Annotated in this window: 13 protein-coding genes; 8 read left to right on the top strand and 5 right to left on the bottom strand. The window is 28.7% G+C overall.

Translation table 11 applies throughout. The features are described 5' to 3' along the window. Positions 1-174: 174 nt before the first annotated feature. From J3359_RS01785 to bcp, 3 genes are all read right to left on the bottom strand, one after another. Positions 175-474, bottom strand: coding sequence for a type II toxin-antitoxin system RelE/ParE family toxin (locus J3359_RS01785; RefSeq protein WP_208079044.1), 300 nt, complete (start codon positions 472-474; stop codon positions 175-177). Next, a complete protein-coding gene (locus tag J3359_RS01780) occupies positions 467-718 on the bottom strand; it encodes a type II toxin-antitoxin system ParD family antitoxin (protein WP_208079043.1) in 252 nt (83 codons plus the stop codon). The genes J3359_RS01785 and J3359_RS01780 overlap by 8 nt, the downstream gene beginning before the upstream one ends. An 84-nt stretch (positions 719-802) precedes the next feature. Next, the gene (gene bcp / locus J3359_RS01775; protein WP_208080390.1) at positions 803-1255 is read right to left on the bottom strand and encodes a thioredoxin-dependent thiol peroxidase; all 453 of its coding nucleotides are present in this window, start codon (positions 1253-1255) and stop codon (positions 803-805) included. A gap of 136 nt (positions 1256-1391) precedes the next feature. Between bcp and J3359_RS01770 the strand changes: the two genes are divergently transcribed. Beyond that, positions 1392-2042 carry an endonuclease III domain-containing protein gene (locus J3359_RS01770; RefSeq protein ID WP_208079042.1) on the top strand — a complete coding sequence of 217 codons (651 nt, stop codon included), beginning with the start codon at positions 1392-1394 and terminating at the stop codon, positions 2040-2042. A gap of 500 nt (positions 2043-2542) precedes the next feature. Here the strand turns inward: J3359_RS01770 and J3359_RS01765 are convergent, their stop codons facing one another. Then, positions 2543-3130: an RNA polymerase sigma factor gene (locus tag J3359_RS01765; RefSeq protein ID WP_208079041.1), complete on the bottom strand. Its 588-nt coding sequence runs from the start codon at positions 3128-3130 to the stop codon at positions 2543-2545. A 215-nt stretch (positions 3131-3345) separates the two neighbouring features. On the opposite strand from J3359_RS01765, the gene uvrA reads away from it, so the two are divergent. The 6 genes from uvrA (at position 3346) to J3359_RS01735 (ending at position 14344) form a co-directional block, all read left to right on the top strand. Then, complete coding sequence (uvrA, locus tag J3359_RS01760; RefSeq protein WP_208079040.1) at positions 3346-6138, top strand: excinuclease ABC subunit UvrA; 2793 nt, start codon at positions 3346-3348, stop codon at positions 6136-6138. A gap of 11 nt (positions 6139-6149) precedes the next feature. Beyond that, on the top strand, positions 6150-9017 hold the full coding sequence (locus tag J3359_RS01755) for a leucine-rich repeat domain-containing protein (protein WP_208079039.1): 2868 nt from the start codon (positions 6150-6152) through the stop codon (positions 9015-9017). Between the two features lie 4 nt (positions 9018-9021). Next, complete coding sequence (locus J3359_RS01750) at positions 9022-10164, top strand: MauE/DoxX family redox-associated membrane protein (RefSeq protein WP_208079038.1); 1143 nt, start codon at positions 9022-9024, stop codon at positions 10162-10164. A 219-nt stretch (positions 10165-10383) separates the two neighbouring features. Continuing rightward, complete coding sequence (locus J3359_RS01745; RefSeq protein WP_208079037.1) at positions 10384-11475, top strand: hypothetical protein; 1092 nt, start codon at positions 10384-10386, stop codon at positions 11473-11475. Positions 11476-11564: 89 nt separating this feature from the next. Beyond that, the gene (locus tag J3359_RS01740; RefSeq protein WP_208079036.1) at positions 11565-13592 is read left to right on the top strand and encodes a sensor histidine kinase; all 2028 of its coding nucleotides are present in this window, start codon (positions 11565-11567) and stop codon (positions 13590-13592) included. A gap of 2 nt (positions 13593-13594) precedes the next feature. Beyond that, entirely contained in the window at positions 13595-14344 is a 750-nt protein-coding gene (locus J3359_RS01735) for a LytR/AlgR family response regulator transcription factor (protein WP_208079035.1), read from the top strand. 343 nt (positions 14345-14687) lie between these two features. Here J3359_RS01735 and J3359_RS01730 read toward each other — a convergent pair whose 3' ends face one another. Further along, entirely contained in the window at positions 14688-14861 is a 174-nt protein-coding gene (locus J3359_RS01730) for a hypothetical protein (RefSeq protein ID WP_176397543.1), read from the bottom strand. 153 nt (positions 14862-15014) lie between these two features. Between J3359_RS01730 and fumC the strand changes: the two genes are divergently transcribed. Beyond that, positions 15015-16415: a class II fumarate hydratase gene (gene fumC / locus J3359_RS01725; protein ID WP_208079034.1), complete on the top strand. Its 1401-nt coding sequence runs from the start codon at positions 15015-15017 to the stop codon at positions 16413-16415. Positions 16416-16659: the final 244 nt, after the last annotated feature.

The following is a 16659-nucleotide window of genomic DNA, read 5'->3' as shown; positions in this document are numbered from 1 at the left end:
AATACTAAAAGTACTCCAAAATTGATAAAATTCGGAATTTAGCGGTAACGTCTATAAGTAGTTGCGTGGGTTAGCACTTAACTTTGCAAGTACACACCGAGTTGGAAATTCCGCAGAAATTTCCAAAATAGGCGAGAACAAGCAATTACTTATAACCATTGTTGTGTGCAGTTTTTATTCGGTTATTCTTTCCTTTAAATCCATTCGTTCGTGCAATATCCTCGTTATTTCAACATAATTTTTTTCCAATGTTCTGTAGAATATTATGTACCGATTTGCTTTCACTCCGAGAAGTTGCTTTGATATTTCTTTATAGTTTTTTCCCAACTCTGGATTTTCTGCGATTTCTTCACAGTTAGAAATCAGTCCATCGTAATATTTGTCAGCTTGTTTTTCAGACCAGACTTCAAATATATAGTCCCAAATCTTAGATAAATCCTCGACAGCTTTGTTGGTCAGTTTATATTCAGCCATTCGAGCGCTTTTTCGCTTTTAAAGATTCCAAATGTTTTTTGGGGTCAAAATCGTGAGCAGTTCCGCTGTCAATTCCTTCTTGTATTGCGTTTTTTAAGGCAATCACTTTACTTTCTTCTTCCTCTAAAAGCCTTAGTCCAGCGCGTATGACCTCACTAACGTTTTTAAATCTTCCTTCACTTATTCGGCTTTGAACGAATTGGTCAAAATAGTTTCCGAGTGATATTGATGTGTTTTTGTTCATTTGACATATTTTTTCAAATATACCAAAAATTGGTATTATGATAAAATTTTGTGCAAATTGCACACAACAGGGTTTAATTGTTGCCTAACCCAAAATTTGCGCTGCATGTGCTTTTGTTTTTACTTTTGATATAATATCTTCTATTACTCCATTTTCGTCGATAACAAAAGTAGTTCTGTGAATTCCATCATATTCTTTTCCCATAAATTTCTTCGGCCCCCAAACTCCAAAAGCTTCAATTACAGCTTTGTCTTCATCAGCTAAAAGCGGAAAAGGTAAATCGTGTTTATTAATCCAATTTTGTTGTCTTTTTGCAGAATCTGCACTTGCACCCAAAACGTCATATCCTTTTGCCAAAAAAGATTGATAATTGTCTCGTAAATCACACGCTTCGTTTGTACAACCTGGTGTACTTGCTTTCGGGTAAAAGAACAAAACTAATTTCTTACCTGCATAATCAGATAATTTAACGGTATTTCCTGCATTGTCTTTTGCTTCAAATTGTGGAGCCTTATCTCCTATTTTTAATGTTGTCATATTATTTTTAATTAGTTCTTTCAAAAATACGAAGTTTAAAAGGAGTTCTTTTAAAACTAATCTTAAATTTTACTGAAATTTATTTTTGTTGCTGTAACTTTGAATTTCAAATATTAAATCTTGAATTCTCAGAAGAATGAATAAACAAGAAAAAGTACAATTTGTAATCGATACATTACAAACATTTTACCCAGAAATACCAATTCCTTTAGATCATAAAGATCCTTATACATTATTGGTAGCTGTTTTATTATCAGCACAATGTACAGATGTTCGTGTAAATAAAATTACGCCTTTATTGTTTGCAAAAGCAGATAATCCTTTTGATATGGTGCAACTATCTGTAGAAGAAATTAAGGAAATTATTCGTCCTTGTGGTTTATCGCCAATGAAATCGAAAGGTATTTATGGTTTATCTAAAATATTAATCGAAAAATACAATGGCGAAGTTCCACAATCTTTTGATGGTTTAGAAGAATTACCAGCAGTTGGTCATAAAACTGCGAGTGTTGTTATGAGCCAGGCTTTTGGAGTGCCTGCTTTTCCTGTAGATACTCATATTTTAAGATTAATGTATCGTTGGAATTTATCGAACGGAAAAAGTGTGGCGCAAACCGAAAAAGATGCAAAACGTTTATTTCCAAGAGAATTATGGAACGATTTACATTTACAAATTATTTGGTATGGACGCGAGTATTCTCCTGCCAGAGGTTGGGATTTAGAGAAAGATATTATCACGAAAACGATTGGTAGAAAGTCTGTTTTGGATGCTTATTATAAAAAATAGTGTTGTTACACAGAGATTCTCAGAGTTTTTAATAGAGTTACGTAGAGATTTACAACGTGATAAAAAATTAAAAGACACAGATTTCACAGATTTGCACGGATAAAAAGGTTATTACACAAAGATTCACAGAGAAGGCACAGAAGTTCACAGAGCTTTTCTTTTGTTTATAAAAAAGCTAAAACACGAATTTCACGGAAAAGTTAGCAAAAGTTTTAAGAGAAGAGTGTTTTTCCCCTTTGTGGAAATTAAAAGAGGTTTCATAAAAAAAGCCTCAACATTCGTTGAAGCTTTTTCCACTCTTAATTCAAATTCAATTCAATGAAATTTTTTGATTTGGTTTTTACAATAGTTAGCGATTTGGAAAAATCAATCAAAAATTGAACTGTTTCTTTTTTCGGTTGCATCTGTAAATTAGACGACTTTTTGGAGTAAAGTTGCATCGTATAAGCTATTTAATTTATTGGTTATAAACAGTTAACGCAACAATTTTACAATTATTATTAATTTACCAAAATAATTTTATGTTTTTCTATTAATTTACGCATATTTATTAACGCATAACGCATTCTACCCAAAGCTGTATTAATGCTAACACCAGTGTTTTCGCTAATTTCTTTAAAACTCATGTCTTTATACATACGCATTAACAAAACTTCTTTTTGTTCGTCTGGAAGTTCGTTAATTAACTCTCGAACATCACTGTAAATTTGTTCTTGTATCAATTGTTTTTCCGCATTTAAGCTTCCATCTCCTAAAACAGAAAAAATATCAAATTCATCTGTATTTTTAAAATTTGGCATTCTATTATTCTTTCTAAAATAATCGATTACCAAATTATGCGCAATTCGCATCACCCAAGGTAAAAATTTTCCTTCTTCATTATATTTTCCTTTTTTTAAAGTTCGAATTACCTTTATAAAAGTATCCTGAAAAATATCTTCTGTAACATCTTTACTTTGCACTTTACTATAAATAAAGCTAAACAAACGCTGTTGATGCCTATTGATTAAAATCGATAAAGAAGCCTCACTACCATTAATATAGTCGCTTACTAAAATACTGTCTGAAATTTTGTTTACACGTATCATAATTACTTTGTAGAAAAGCGAAAAGGCTTTTCCTGTTATTATTTAGTTAATAATTTTAAAGTAATTTTTATACTATATACGTCTAATTTTGTGTGGTTTATGAATAACAAATATGAATATTATTTTTCAATCCAACAAACTTTTCTTAAAAAAAGTATAAATTCACTAAAAAAAGGCAATTTTTTGGTAAATTTATCGTTCATATTTCCCGCTAAATGATAAAAGATATTTCCAAAGTAAATCCTAAAGAAAACATAATCATAAAAGGAGCTAAACTCCACAATTTAAAGAATATAGATGTTGTTATCCCCAGAAATAAATTGGTGGTAATTACTGGACTTTCTGGTTCTGGAAAATCTTCTTTGGCTTTTGACACGTTGTATGCAGAGGGGCAAAGACGTTATGTGGAAAGTTTGAGTTCTTATGCACGTCAGTTTTTAGGTAAATTACACAAACCAAAAGTAGATTATATCAAAGGAATTGCGCCTGCAATTGCGATTGAGCAGAAAGTAAACTCTACAAATCCACGCTCTACAGTTGGAACATCAACAGAAATTTACGATTATATAAAATTATTATATGCCAGAATTGGGAAAACCTTCTCTCCTATTTCAGGAAAAGAAGTAAAAAAAGATACGGTTTCCGACGTTGTTAATTTTGTAAAGAAATTCGACGATAAAACGAAGCTTTTATTATTAGCTCCCATTGCAATTACTAAAGATCGAGATTTAAAAACCGTTTTACAAGTTTTAGAACAACAAGGATATGCGCGTTTAAAATGGAACGATAAAGTACATAGAATTGCCGATTTTCCTCAGAAAGACTATAGAAATGAACCCTTATTTTTAGTAGTTGATAGAATTGTAACCAAAGATGATGAGGATTTTTACAACAGATTGGCAGATGCAATTCAGACTGCTTTTTTCGAGGGAAAAGGAATTTGTTTTATAGAAAATTTAGCAGATAATAAAGTAGCTGAATTTAGCAATCAGTTTGATTTGGATGGAATGACTTTCTTAGAACCAAACACACATTTATTCAGTTTTAACAATCCTTATGGCGCTTGCCCAACTTGCGAAGGTTATGGAAATGTTATTGGAATTGACGAAGATTTGGTAATTCCCAACACAGGTTTATCTATTATGGAAGACGCCATTTTCCCTTTTAAAACCCCTTCTTACATTCATTATAAAGAAGATTTAATTGATGTTGCCTATAAATTTGATATCCCAATTCACAAACCTTGGTTCGAGTTGACTGAAAAACAACAAGAATTGGTTTGGAATGGGAATAAAAGTTTTAATGGAATTCATCACTTTTTTACAACTTTAGAAGAAAAAAGTTATAAAATTCAGAATCGTGTAATGTTGTCTCGTTATCGAGGAAAAACAAAATGTACGACCTGTAATGGCAAACGTTTGCGAAAAGAAGCAAATTATGTAAAAATAAACGAAAAAACAATTTCCGACTTAGTAACGCTTCCTTTAGATGAATTATCTATTTTTTTCAAAAATTTAAAATTAGACAAATATGAAGAGAAAATTGGAAAACGTTTGTTAACCGAAATTAACAATCGTTTGCAATTTTTAACCAATGTTGGGTTGAATTATTTAACCCTCAACAGAACTTCCAACACACTTTCTGGTGGCGAAAGTCAGCGTATAAATTTGGCAACTTCGTTGGGAAGTTCCTTGGTGGGTTCCATGTATATTTTAGACGAACCAAGTATTGGTTTGCATCCAAAAGACACAGAAAGATTGATTGGCGTTTTAAAAGACTTGCGTGACTTAGGCAACACAGTTGTAGTGGTTGAGCATGATGAAGATATTATGAAAGAGGCCGATTATATTATAGATATTGGCCCAGAAGCAGGAACTTTTGGAGGAAATGTAGTTGCAGAAGGAACATTTAAAGAAATTTTAAAATCCGATTCTTTAACTGCGCAATATCTAAATAACGATTTACGAATTGAAGTACCTACAAAACGTAGAACATCAAAAAATAATATTCAAATAATTGGTGCAAGAGAACACAATTTAAAAAATATAGATGTTACTTTTCCACTGAATTGTTTATCGGTTATTACAGGAGTTTCTGGTTCAGGAAAAAGTACGTTGGTAAAAAGTATTTTGTACCCAACTATGCAGAAAAAACTGATTGGTTATGGAGAAAAAATTGGTCAGCATACAGATATAAAAGGAAGTTTCGAAAATTTAAAACATGTAGAATTTATCGACCAAAATCCTATTGGGCGTTCTTCTCGCTCGAATCCTGTAACGTATATTAAGGCGTATGATGATATTCGTGCATTGTTTTCAAATCAGAAATTATCGAAAATAAGAAACTACAAACCCAAACATTTTTCTTTTAATGTTGAAGGTGGTCGTTGTGAAGTTTGTAAAGGCGAAGGAGAAGTTACCATTGAAATGCAATTTATGGCAGATGTGCATTTGGAGTGTGATGCTTGTAATGGAAAACGTTTTAAAAAAGAAGTGTTAGAAGTCAATTTTCAAGGAAAAAATATAGACGATATTTTAAATTTAACGATTGATGATGCTGTCGCTTTTTTCTCTGAAAACTTAGTCACAAAAATTGCACAAAAGCTAAAACCTTTACAAGATGTTGGTTTGGGGTATGTGCAATTAGGGCAATCTTCGTCCACACTTTCTGGTGGAGAAGCACAAAGAATAAAATTAGCATCGTTTTTAGTAAAAGGAAACACAAAAGACAAAGCCTTATTTATTTTTGATGAACCCACAACAGGCTTACATTTTCATGATATTAAAAAATTATTACGCTCTTTTAATGCTTTAATAGATAGAGGACACTCTATAATTGTTATTGAGCATAACATAGAACTTATAAAATGTGCAGATTATATTATTGATTTAGGATTGGAAGGAGGAAAAAATGGTGGAAAACTAATTTTCCAAGGAACTCCAGAAGCATTAGCGAGAAATAAAGAATCTTATACTAGTAAATATTTAACAGAAAAATTAATGTTTTAAAACAAATTGTTATGGCGAAATTTAATTTTGTATTTTTTTTAATACTGTCTTTTAGTTTCACTGTCAAATCACAAAACTACAACAAGTATTCTAATCAGTTTATTCGTTCTTATGGAGGAAAATATGAAACAGATATGCTACAATTAAAAAGATTTGGGTTTAACAATGTTTTTCAATACAAAGAAAAAGAGTTTAATGAAAACAAAGATTCTGTACATATACTTTCTAAAATAAAATATGTTTCAATAAAAATTTCAGAAAATTTAAATTTAAAAGCTATTGTAAAAAATTTAGAAAAGCTTCCAAACCTAGAGTATGTTCAATTTAAAACACCTGCCTCATTATTTGATGAAGGAAAAGTAACAAACATTGTTTTTCCTGAGAACATTTATACACTTAAAAAAGTAAAAACTATTTCTTTAAAAGGAGATTTTTATTGGAATTATAATAATTTTATCAATTCAATTTCTAAACTTCCTCAATTAGAAAATTTAGTTTTAATTTGGAATAACTTCCCAAATAAAATTTTTAAAAACCCTAATTTCTCAAAACTGAGTCATATTAAAGGTCTATCCTATTCTGGCTCAAATAAAATTATATTCCCTGAAAGCATTAAAGATTTTAAAAACTTAACATCATTAAGTTTAAGTTTTAGTGCTGATGAAAATTCAATAAAAGATATTCTTAAATTTTCTAAATTAAATAATTTAAAATATTTGGATTTAAATTGGATGACTATAAAAAGCAATTTTTTGGGAAATTTTAAAAACCTTGAAGAACTCTCTCTTTCTTCAGTAGAAATTAAAAACTCTACTAATATTTTCTTAGACATATCAAAAATAAAGAACTTAAAAGAACTAAAATTATCTAACAACAAACTTAATAGTTTACCCAAAGAAATAGGCTTACTAAAAAATCTCGAAAGCTTTTATAGTTCTAATAATAAATTTTCAAAAAAACTACCAATCGAATTTTATTCCCTTACAAATCTAAAAAATATTGAAATTCAAGGCAGTGATTTAGAGGTCGTTAATAATAATATTAATAAATTACAAAATATTGAAACTCTAAAACTTTACTTTAATCAAATTAAAACGTTACCCAAAAGTTTTATAAATTTATCAAAATTAAAAAGAGTTTATTTAGAACATAATAAATTGAAAAAGCTACCTAAAGATTTAGGGAAATTAAACATCTCTTATTTAAGTTTAAACAACAATTTAATAGAAAAACTACCAAAGTCAATTATATATTTAAAAAATCTTGATTCCTTAAATTTAGAAGAAAATTATATTTTACAACTACCTAAAAGAATAGGAAAATTAAAAAATTTAACTTACTTAAACTTAGAATTAAATAAGCTTTCTCAACTTCCAAAATCTTTTGGAAAACTACAAAATTTAAAATACTTAAATATTTCCAGAAATGAAATCGCAGAATTACCAACTAATTTTGGAAACCTTAAGGCTCTAAAAATATTAGATGCAGAATTCTGTCACTTAAAAAAACTTCCAAAATCTTTTGGTAAACTTAAAAAATTAGAAAGATTAGCTTTAACTAATAATAATTTACAAGAACTTTCTAAAAATTTCGGTAATCTTCAAAGTTTAAAAAAGTTATACCTTTATAATAGGAGTTATTATAACTTTGTATATGATAGAAATTTTAAAAAAGATACTACAATAACCTTAAAAGTTCTTAAAAATAACATTACTAAATTGCCTATTTCTTTTTCAAGGTTACCAAAATTAGAATTTATTGAGCTTTCATTGAATAAAAACTTAAACGAAAAACAGTTATTTAATATTCTTAAAAAATCGAAATTTAAAAACTACACTATTAATTTAGAGAACTGTAATATTAAAAATTTACCAACTTCTGGTTGGGACTCAATAAAAGTGGCAACATTAAACCTTCGAGGAAATTTAATTTCTGAAATCCCAAAAGATTTAATAAATTCTAAGTTTTTAAAAACACTAAACTTAAATAAAAACAAAAAAATTAATACTTATAGAGGTAATAAAAGTGAGCTAAATTTGCTTTTTGCAGAAAAAGGCTATTTACAAGAAAGTAGTCTGCAAAAAACAGACGAATTAGCAATGGCTTATGCTAAAACTGCAAATCGAAAAATAGGTAATAAAGAATATGAAAAAGGAGTTGAGTATGCTGAAAAATCTCTCAAAATTAATAAAGAAATAGCTTATAAATATTTATATGAGGATGATTATATTGAAGCGCTGTACTATTCAAAAAGATATAAAAAAGCAATTGATATTTCAGATATTCAAATCAAAAAAGACACTTCACAAAACGTTCGATTTTTAAATTCTATACTACCAAATTTTAAATACCAAGCAAAAAGCTACTTAGCTTTAGGAGACACACTAAAAGCAATCAAAAAATTTGCAATAGCTTCTAAAAAATTTAATACTAATAATTGGACAGAAGCAGGAATGTTAGCCAAAAAAATTAAAAAAAACACTCTTTCTGAAAAATATTTTAATGAATCTTACACATTTTACAAAAATTATATTAGTAAAAACCCAAAGGCATCAGGATATCATTTAAGCCTAATTGAAGCTTATATTATTGGAAATAATATTGATTTAGCAAAAAAACATTTGAACAAAATAGAAATCAAAAAATTTATTACTAAAGATTATTATTCTTTAATTATATATTTTAAAGCAATTATTTATGCTTTAGAAAATAATTTAGAAAAATATAACAACCAAAAAAACACCTTAAAAAAGTATCTTAAAAATAACAAAATAACGTTAAATAGTTGGAGTTTTCAATTAATTAAAGACTGGCTTGAATTAAACAATCTAAATAAAGAACAAAAAAATAAAATTATTAAATTAAATAGTCTTTTTTAATAACATGCTCAAAAACCTAACCAACCAACAAAAAATAAATTACGTAAGAATTTTAGCCATTCTTCCTGTTTTGGTAATGATGGTATATGCTCCAAAATTGTGGGTAACTACAAAAATATTTCCAGTAATTCCTTTGTTCGATTGGTTGCCAATTCCTACTGCTCCTTTCGATTATTTTTTAGCTGGTTTTTTCTTTGTAATTCAAATAATTTATATTTTTCAAAATAAAAGATGGCAAGGTTGGTTGGTTGTTTTACTTTATGTTTTTTTGGCTTTGGTAGATCAAAATAGGTTGCAACCCTACTTTTATCAAAGTTTCTTAACCATTTTTGCCATTGTAATTTTTCCTAAAAATGCGGGTGCCAAAAAAGTTTTATATGCAGTTATTCTCATCTTCTTCGCCACTTATTTTTGGAGTGGAATCCAGAAAGTAAACGAAGCATTTTATGTGCAATGGTTAAGTGCTTTAAACAAACATTTTAGTTGCGTAGAAACTGTAAACACAGCATTAATTTGTTTGCCTCAAAGATTTTTAGAATTGTTTACCTACGCAGTTCCTTGGTTAGAAGCGTTAATGGGGATTCTTTTACTATTTAATAAAACGAGAAAATTCGGAGTGATATCTATTATAATAATGCATGGAACTATTACTTTTTTACTCTTCTATTTAGGGTATGGCTACAATGTGGTTCCTTGGAATATTCAGAATATAATTAGTGTATTTATTATATTTTGGACACTAAAAACTACAAAAGGCTTTGATTTCTTCTTACAATTTTTTAACAAACAAAAATTAGTTGTGTTAGTGTTTACGATGGTTTTACCTCTCGCAAATAACCTAACTGGTTTTTACGATAATTTGCTTTCTTTTCACTTTTTTACGGCAGATTTAAACTATTACAACGTTTTTTTAAATGAAGAATTGGAAGAAGCACTTCCAGAACATATTCAAAATTTTTATAGATATAAAAATGGAAAAGCATATATTCAAATGAATGAATGGGCACAATATGATAATAAAGTGCTTTTTTATCCTGAAGAGCGTATCATAAAATATATGGATGCTTATTTACGTTCGTTTGCTAAAAATCCTAATGAAGAAGGATTGACTGAATTGGTAAATTATAATAAAGTGATTATAGAGTAATTTTTTACATAAGATTAAATGACGTAAGACTGAAAGACGTAAGACAGATTTGATATGAATCCAAAAGTCTTACGTCTTATAGTTCCTTCCTAAGTCAAAAAAAAAACACCAACTCGTTACGAATTCTAATTGATCCTTCACGAATTCTAATACTACCAAAATTTAACTGAAGTTCGGTACTACTTTTACAGTGTATTAACACTAAAACAAGTAGAAATTATGGAAACTTTATCTAAAAAATTAATTATTGTATGTTCTTTTATAATCACATTAACGCTTTGTTTGCAATGCGATAATCCTGAAGTAAAAAACAAAAATAAAACTAAAACTGTTGCTAAAAATAGCACTCCTATTTTAGCGGAAACAAAAACAATTACCTATAAAAAACCAATTGTATTTATTGCTGGTTTCGACAAAGGAAATGAAACATTTTATTCCACAGCAAGAAATTATTTTAAAGAAAAAGGGCTAAAAGTAATCGATGGGCAATATTCTTTGGAAGAAATAATTACTTGGTTAAATGATAATGGAAATCAAAATCCTTATAGCGAAATTCATATTGTAAATAAAAGCAATCCTTATAAAGGAATGAATTTAGAAACTGTGGTAAGAGGAGAAAAAATTACTGCAGAAACACTAAGAAAAACAATTACTCAAGGAACTTTGCCAAAATTAAAAAATGTGGTAAATAGCAATTCTAAAATTATATTTCATGCTTCTGGTTTAATAGAAAATGCCGATTTAATAAACACGTTAAAAGATGCTTTTTATACCAAAGAAATGCCTAAAGTTATAGCCTCTCCTTACCACACGATTTTCGGAGGAAAGTTCTCGAATCATTATTTAGCGAAACCTTTCTATGTATTTTATCCTACTGCAAATTCTCCAGGAAAAATGGATTTATCGAAAGAAATAGCGAAGAAATACCCAGAAGAAACAGAAATCGATTGGTATGATGCCCTAAACAACGAAGAGGAAAGATATGTAGGCGAAGCGTATACAACTCAGTTTTCGATTCCTGTGGTTTGGAAATTCGATTTCCACAATACAGACAACGAAATGCCAAAATTTACAATACAAGAAGAAGTAATGGATTGGATTGAATTACAGAGCGAATTAGTAACAGAACTGAACAAATTAAACATTCCTATTGAAAAGTTTAGATGGAAATGGTCTGTAAAAAATAACATGTTGGTTATTAGAGGTAGAACTACAGGGTTGTGTGTTTTAAAACCTTTAATTAAACCTTATGGAGACTTAAAACATATAGAACCAGATACAAACAACAAACGTTTGTATGCAATGAAATAGTAAATGGAATGGAAATTGTAGATGGAGAAAACGTCATTACACAAAATTTAAAATAGTGTAATGACGTTTTAATTAGTAAGTTTGTTAAAATGAATTTTTCTCTAAAAAATAAAGTAAAATCTAATTCTTTTCAACTTATATTGAAGAGAAATTTGCTGTGTTTTATCTTCTCGGTTTTATTTATAAATGCTGTTTTTTCACAAGAAACCAACTTCGAAAAATTAGAAGTTTTTAAAGATTATACATCGTATAAAATTTCTGATATCCATCAAGATAAAAATAAGTATCTCTGGTTTTCTTCTGATAAAGGTATTTTACGGTTTGATGGAGAAAAAATCACGAAATTTAATACAAAAAAGTCAACCACACTTTTATCTAAAAATGATAGTCTTTTTATAGGTACAAAAAACGGAATAACCATAAGAACTAAAAAAGGGTTTTCTAATTTTGAAGGCAAAGAAATCCACAAAATAATTGAACATAACAATCAAATTTATGTGGGTTCTAGTCAAGGGATTTTTCAATTTAAAACAAATTATTTACAACCTTTAAAAACCACGTATAATTTAGATTTTTCGGTTGTTAACGATATTATTTTTTACAATAAGTTCTTCTACATTGCTTCCAATAGCGGCTTATGGAAATTAGATAAACTTTATAAACCAACAATAATAAAAAAGCTTAAAAGCGGAACTTATAATTCGTTTTTAAAAGTAAATTCTTCTCTTTTAGTTGTAGAAAATAACAATGCAATTATAAACATTATAGGTGAAGAAAATTTCGTTAAAAAATATACAAAAAATAATATTTCTAACATTTCTCTTATAAATAATAAGATTTATGTGATTACTAAAAATAATGGAATTACTATTTTAGAAGTTGCTACTTTCAACTTTAAAAAAAGCATTAATAAATACAATAGCAATTTAAAAACAAACACTATTTTCAAGATTTTTAAAGATGCTGAAAACAATGTTTTTATAGCAACAGATAATGGAATTTTTATAAATAAAAATTCGAAAGACACGAGATCTCCTTCTCTAATAATTGAAGATGTTTTAGTAAACTTTAGTTCTTTAAGTTCACTAAATAATAATTATTCAAATGAAACATTGTTATTAGAATCTGACCAAAATAATATTTCTTTTTTGTTTAAGGGTATTGCCATTCAACAATCAAAAAATATAGAATATCGTTTTCAATTAAACAACGATTTTTCTCCTTGGAGTTCTACAAAAAGGGTAGATTTTGCAAATTTAAAATATGGAAATTACAATTTTATTGTAGAATCGAAATTTAAAAATTCAGATGAAATCAGTCGTAAAAAATTCTCTTTTACTATTGATAAACCTTTTTATTTAAAAGTATGGTTTATAATACTTTCAATCGCTATTTTCTGTTTTTTATTAGCGTTAATTATCGATATTTATATTCGAAAAATCAATAAAAAAAATCAACAAAAAGTACAGCAACTAAAACTCAAAAATCATTTATTAACTTTGGAGCATAAAGCGTTGCAATTACAAATGAATCCGCATTTTATTTTTAATGTTTTAAACGGAATAAAAGCCTTAGGAAATGCTGGAAACACAAAGGAATTAAACAAAACAGTTTCACAATTTTCTGTGCTTTTAAGAAGTGTTTTAAACAATTCGAGATTGGAAGAAATTAGTTTGAAAAACGAAATTGAAACGCTGACAAACTACTTAGGTTTAGAGCAAAAAATGAGTTCAAAATCTTTTCAATATAAGATAGAAACAAATTTAAATAATATAGATGTTGAAGAAATTCTAATTCCGCCAATGTTGGTGCAACCTTTTGTAGAAAATGCTATTAAACACGGAATTTTAGCAAATAAAGAAGGAAAAATTACCATTTATTTTGAGGTAAAACAACACAATTTAGAGTGTACAATTACCGATAATGGCATTGGATTTCATCAATCTAAAAAAGTAAATAATAATATTTCTCATAAATCTGTCGCATTAAAAATAACGAAAGAAAGAATCGAAAATTTATCAAAAAAAGGCACTTTTACCATTGAAGAAATAACAAAAGAAAACCATATTTTAGGAACTAAAGTTTGGTTTAAAATTCCACTAAAAACGGATTATTAAAAATGAAGAAAATTACAGCAATCATCATAGAAGACAATCCTTTAGCATTAGAAATGCTAACCAGCGATATTTCCAATAATCATAAAGAAATTGAAATTTTAGGCACTGCAACTTCTGTTGTAGAAGCCTCTAAATTAATTCGTAAAAAAACGCCAGATATTTTATTTCTTGATATTATGTTGGGTGATGGAACTGGTTTCGATGTTCTGGAAATTTTTCCTGATTTACAATCGAAAATTATTTTCGTGACTGCAAGTGATGCTCATGCCATAAAAGCATTCAAATTTTCTGCAATTGATTATATTTTAAAACCCTATTCAGATTCCGATTTAGAGATTGCCATTGAGAAAGCAAAAAATCAAATTCAACCAGACAAAGCACAACTAGAGGTTTTACAGCAAGCTGTAACTTCGCCACATAACAAGCCAGAAAAGATTTCTTTACATACTTCCGATAAAATAATTGTAGTAAATATTAGTGATATTATCCGCTGTAAATCCGACAATAATTACACCACTTTTCATTTTAATGATAGCACAAAAATATTAGTTTCTAAAACATTAAAATATTATGCAGACATGCTAAAGGAAGTCGGTTTTTTAAGAGTACACCAAAGCCATTTAATAAACACGAAATACATTAAAGAGTTTATAAAATCTGATGGAGGTTATCTTTTGTTAACCGATAAATCGAATGTGCCAGTTTCTGTTAGAAAAAGAGCCGAAGTTTTAGAAATATTGAATTCTTATTAGTTTATGGAATAGTTTTTGAAAAACTTAAATAAAACTACTCTTATGAAAAATCTACTCCTTTTCTTTTTCCTTTTTGCAAGTATAAATTCATTTTCGACTAATTGTGTAATGTGTATGAGCGATGGCTTGTATATTTATCCTGATAAAGAAGTAATTTCTCTAAGCGAGTTAATTATTATTGAAGGATATGCTATGAGCCAAAAAAATGTAAAAAGTCTTTCCAAAAGATATGAAGTGTTTATTCAAAAAAACACTCATTTAAACCTACTTTATCAAAGGAAAACCCACAAAAAAACTCGTTCAATTAAATTAAACGAGTTTTTTAAACTATATTTTTAGAAAACTACTTTCCTTCAGCAGCTTTTCTTGCTTCTTTCTTTAATTTCATATTTTCCCAAATAGTTCCACCAATCCAATAAGGAACTACAAATGTTAATAAGAATATTAACAACCAAAAACCAGCTGTAAAAATAAACATGAATAAAACTAAACCTGAAAATTGAGAAAAATCTAACATTTGTTTCTAATTTGAATAATTAACATTGCAAAAATAATACATATTTTCAGATTTTACCATCAAAATTTATTTTTTTTCAACAGTATTTCAAGAGAATTGTTCATAAAGTTTTAACGGCTTTTTGTAAATTTGTAAGACTAAATTCTATATAAAATGACGAAATTCAGAATTGAAAAAGATACAATGGGTCAAGTTGAAGTCCCAGCAGATAAATATTGGGGAGCACAAACAGAACGTTCTCGTAACAATTTTAAAATTGGTACACCAGCTTCTATGCCTTTAGAAATTGTGTATGGTTTTGCCTATTTAAAGAAAGCTGCAGCTTACACAAATACAGAATTAGGCGTTTTAGCAGAAGAAAAAAGAGATTTAATCGCACAAGTTTGTGACGAAATTTTAGAAGGAAAACACGACAATCAATTTCCGTTAGTAATTTGGCAAACAGGTTCTGGAACACAATCGAACATGAATGTGAACGAAGTAATTGCTAACAGAGCTCATGAAATTGCAGGAAAAGTTATTGGCGAAGGCGAAAAAACCATTCAGCCAAATGACGATGTAAACAAATCGCAATCTTCTAACGACACCTTTCCAACAGGAATGCATATTGCTATCTACAAGAAAATTGTAGAAACAACAATGCCTGGAATTATAAAATTAAGAAATACTTTACACGACAAAGCTGTTGTTTTTAAAGATGTTGTAAAAATTGGTAGAACACATTTAATGGATGCTACTCCACTTACATTAGGTCAGGAATTTTCTGGTTATGTGGCACAGTTAGATTTCGGTTTAAAAGCATTAGAAAACACATTAGCGCATTTAAGCCAGTTGGCTTTAGGAGGAACTGCAGTAGGTACAGGATTAAACACTCCAAAAGGTTATGATGTTTTAGTAGCAAAATACATTGCAGAATTTACAGAGTTGCCATTTATAACCGCAGAAAATAAATTTGAAGCTTTAGCAGCACACGATGCTTTAGTAGAAACACATGGTGCTTTAAAACAAATTGCGGTTTCATTAAATAAAATTGCAAACGATATTAGATTAATGGCTTCAGGACCAAGATCTGGAATTGGAGAAATTATCATTCCAGCCAATGAACCTGGTTCTTCTATTATGCCAGGAAAAGTAAATCCAACACAAGCAGAAGCAATTACAATGGTTTGTGCACAAGTTATGGGTAATGATGTTGCTGTTACAGTTGGTGGAACCCAAGGCCATTACGAATTAAACGTTTTTAAACCAATGATGGCTGCAAACGTGTTGCAATCTGCTCAATTAATTGGAGATGCTTGTACTTCTTTCGAAGAAAACTGTGTTGCTGGTATTGAACCCAATCATACAAGAATTGCAGAATTGGTAAGTAATTCTTTAATGTTAGTTACTGCTTTAAACACCAAAATTGGTTATTACAAAGCCGCAGAAATTGCAAATACAGCTCACGAAAACGGAACTACTTTAAAACACGAAGCTGTTCGTTTAGGATATGTAACTCCAGAGGAATATGATGCTTGGGTAAAACCAGAGGAAATGACTGGAGGGTTAAAATAGGTTTTTTAGTCTTCAGTTAGTTAGTAGGTTTCAAAAGTTTAAAGTTGTAGTTTCCAGTAAACAGGAAACAGGAAATAACTTTACCTTTTTTGGTTTTTTGCTAAGAAATAGGACGATAAATTGTTCTAAAACCTTTTGGAAAATGGTAAAAAAAAGTGAACAAAATAAAATATTCAAGAAAACTTCCAAAAACGTGATTTTTATTTTGAAGCCATCTTGATTTTTTTTTAAAGGGTTGTAGATA

It is taken from the genome of Polaribacter cellanae (genome assembly GCF_017569185.1).
Classification (GTDB): Bacteria; Bacteroidota; Bacteroidia; order Flavobacteriales; family Flavobacteriaceae; genus Polaribacter; species Polaribacter cellanae.
The sequence above is the reverse complement of the archived record's forward strand: the minus strand, read 5'-3'. Positions and strand labels throughout refer to the sequence as shown.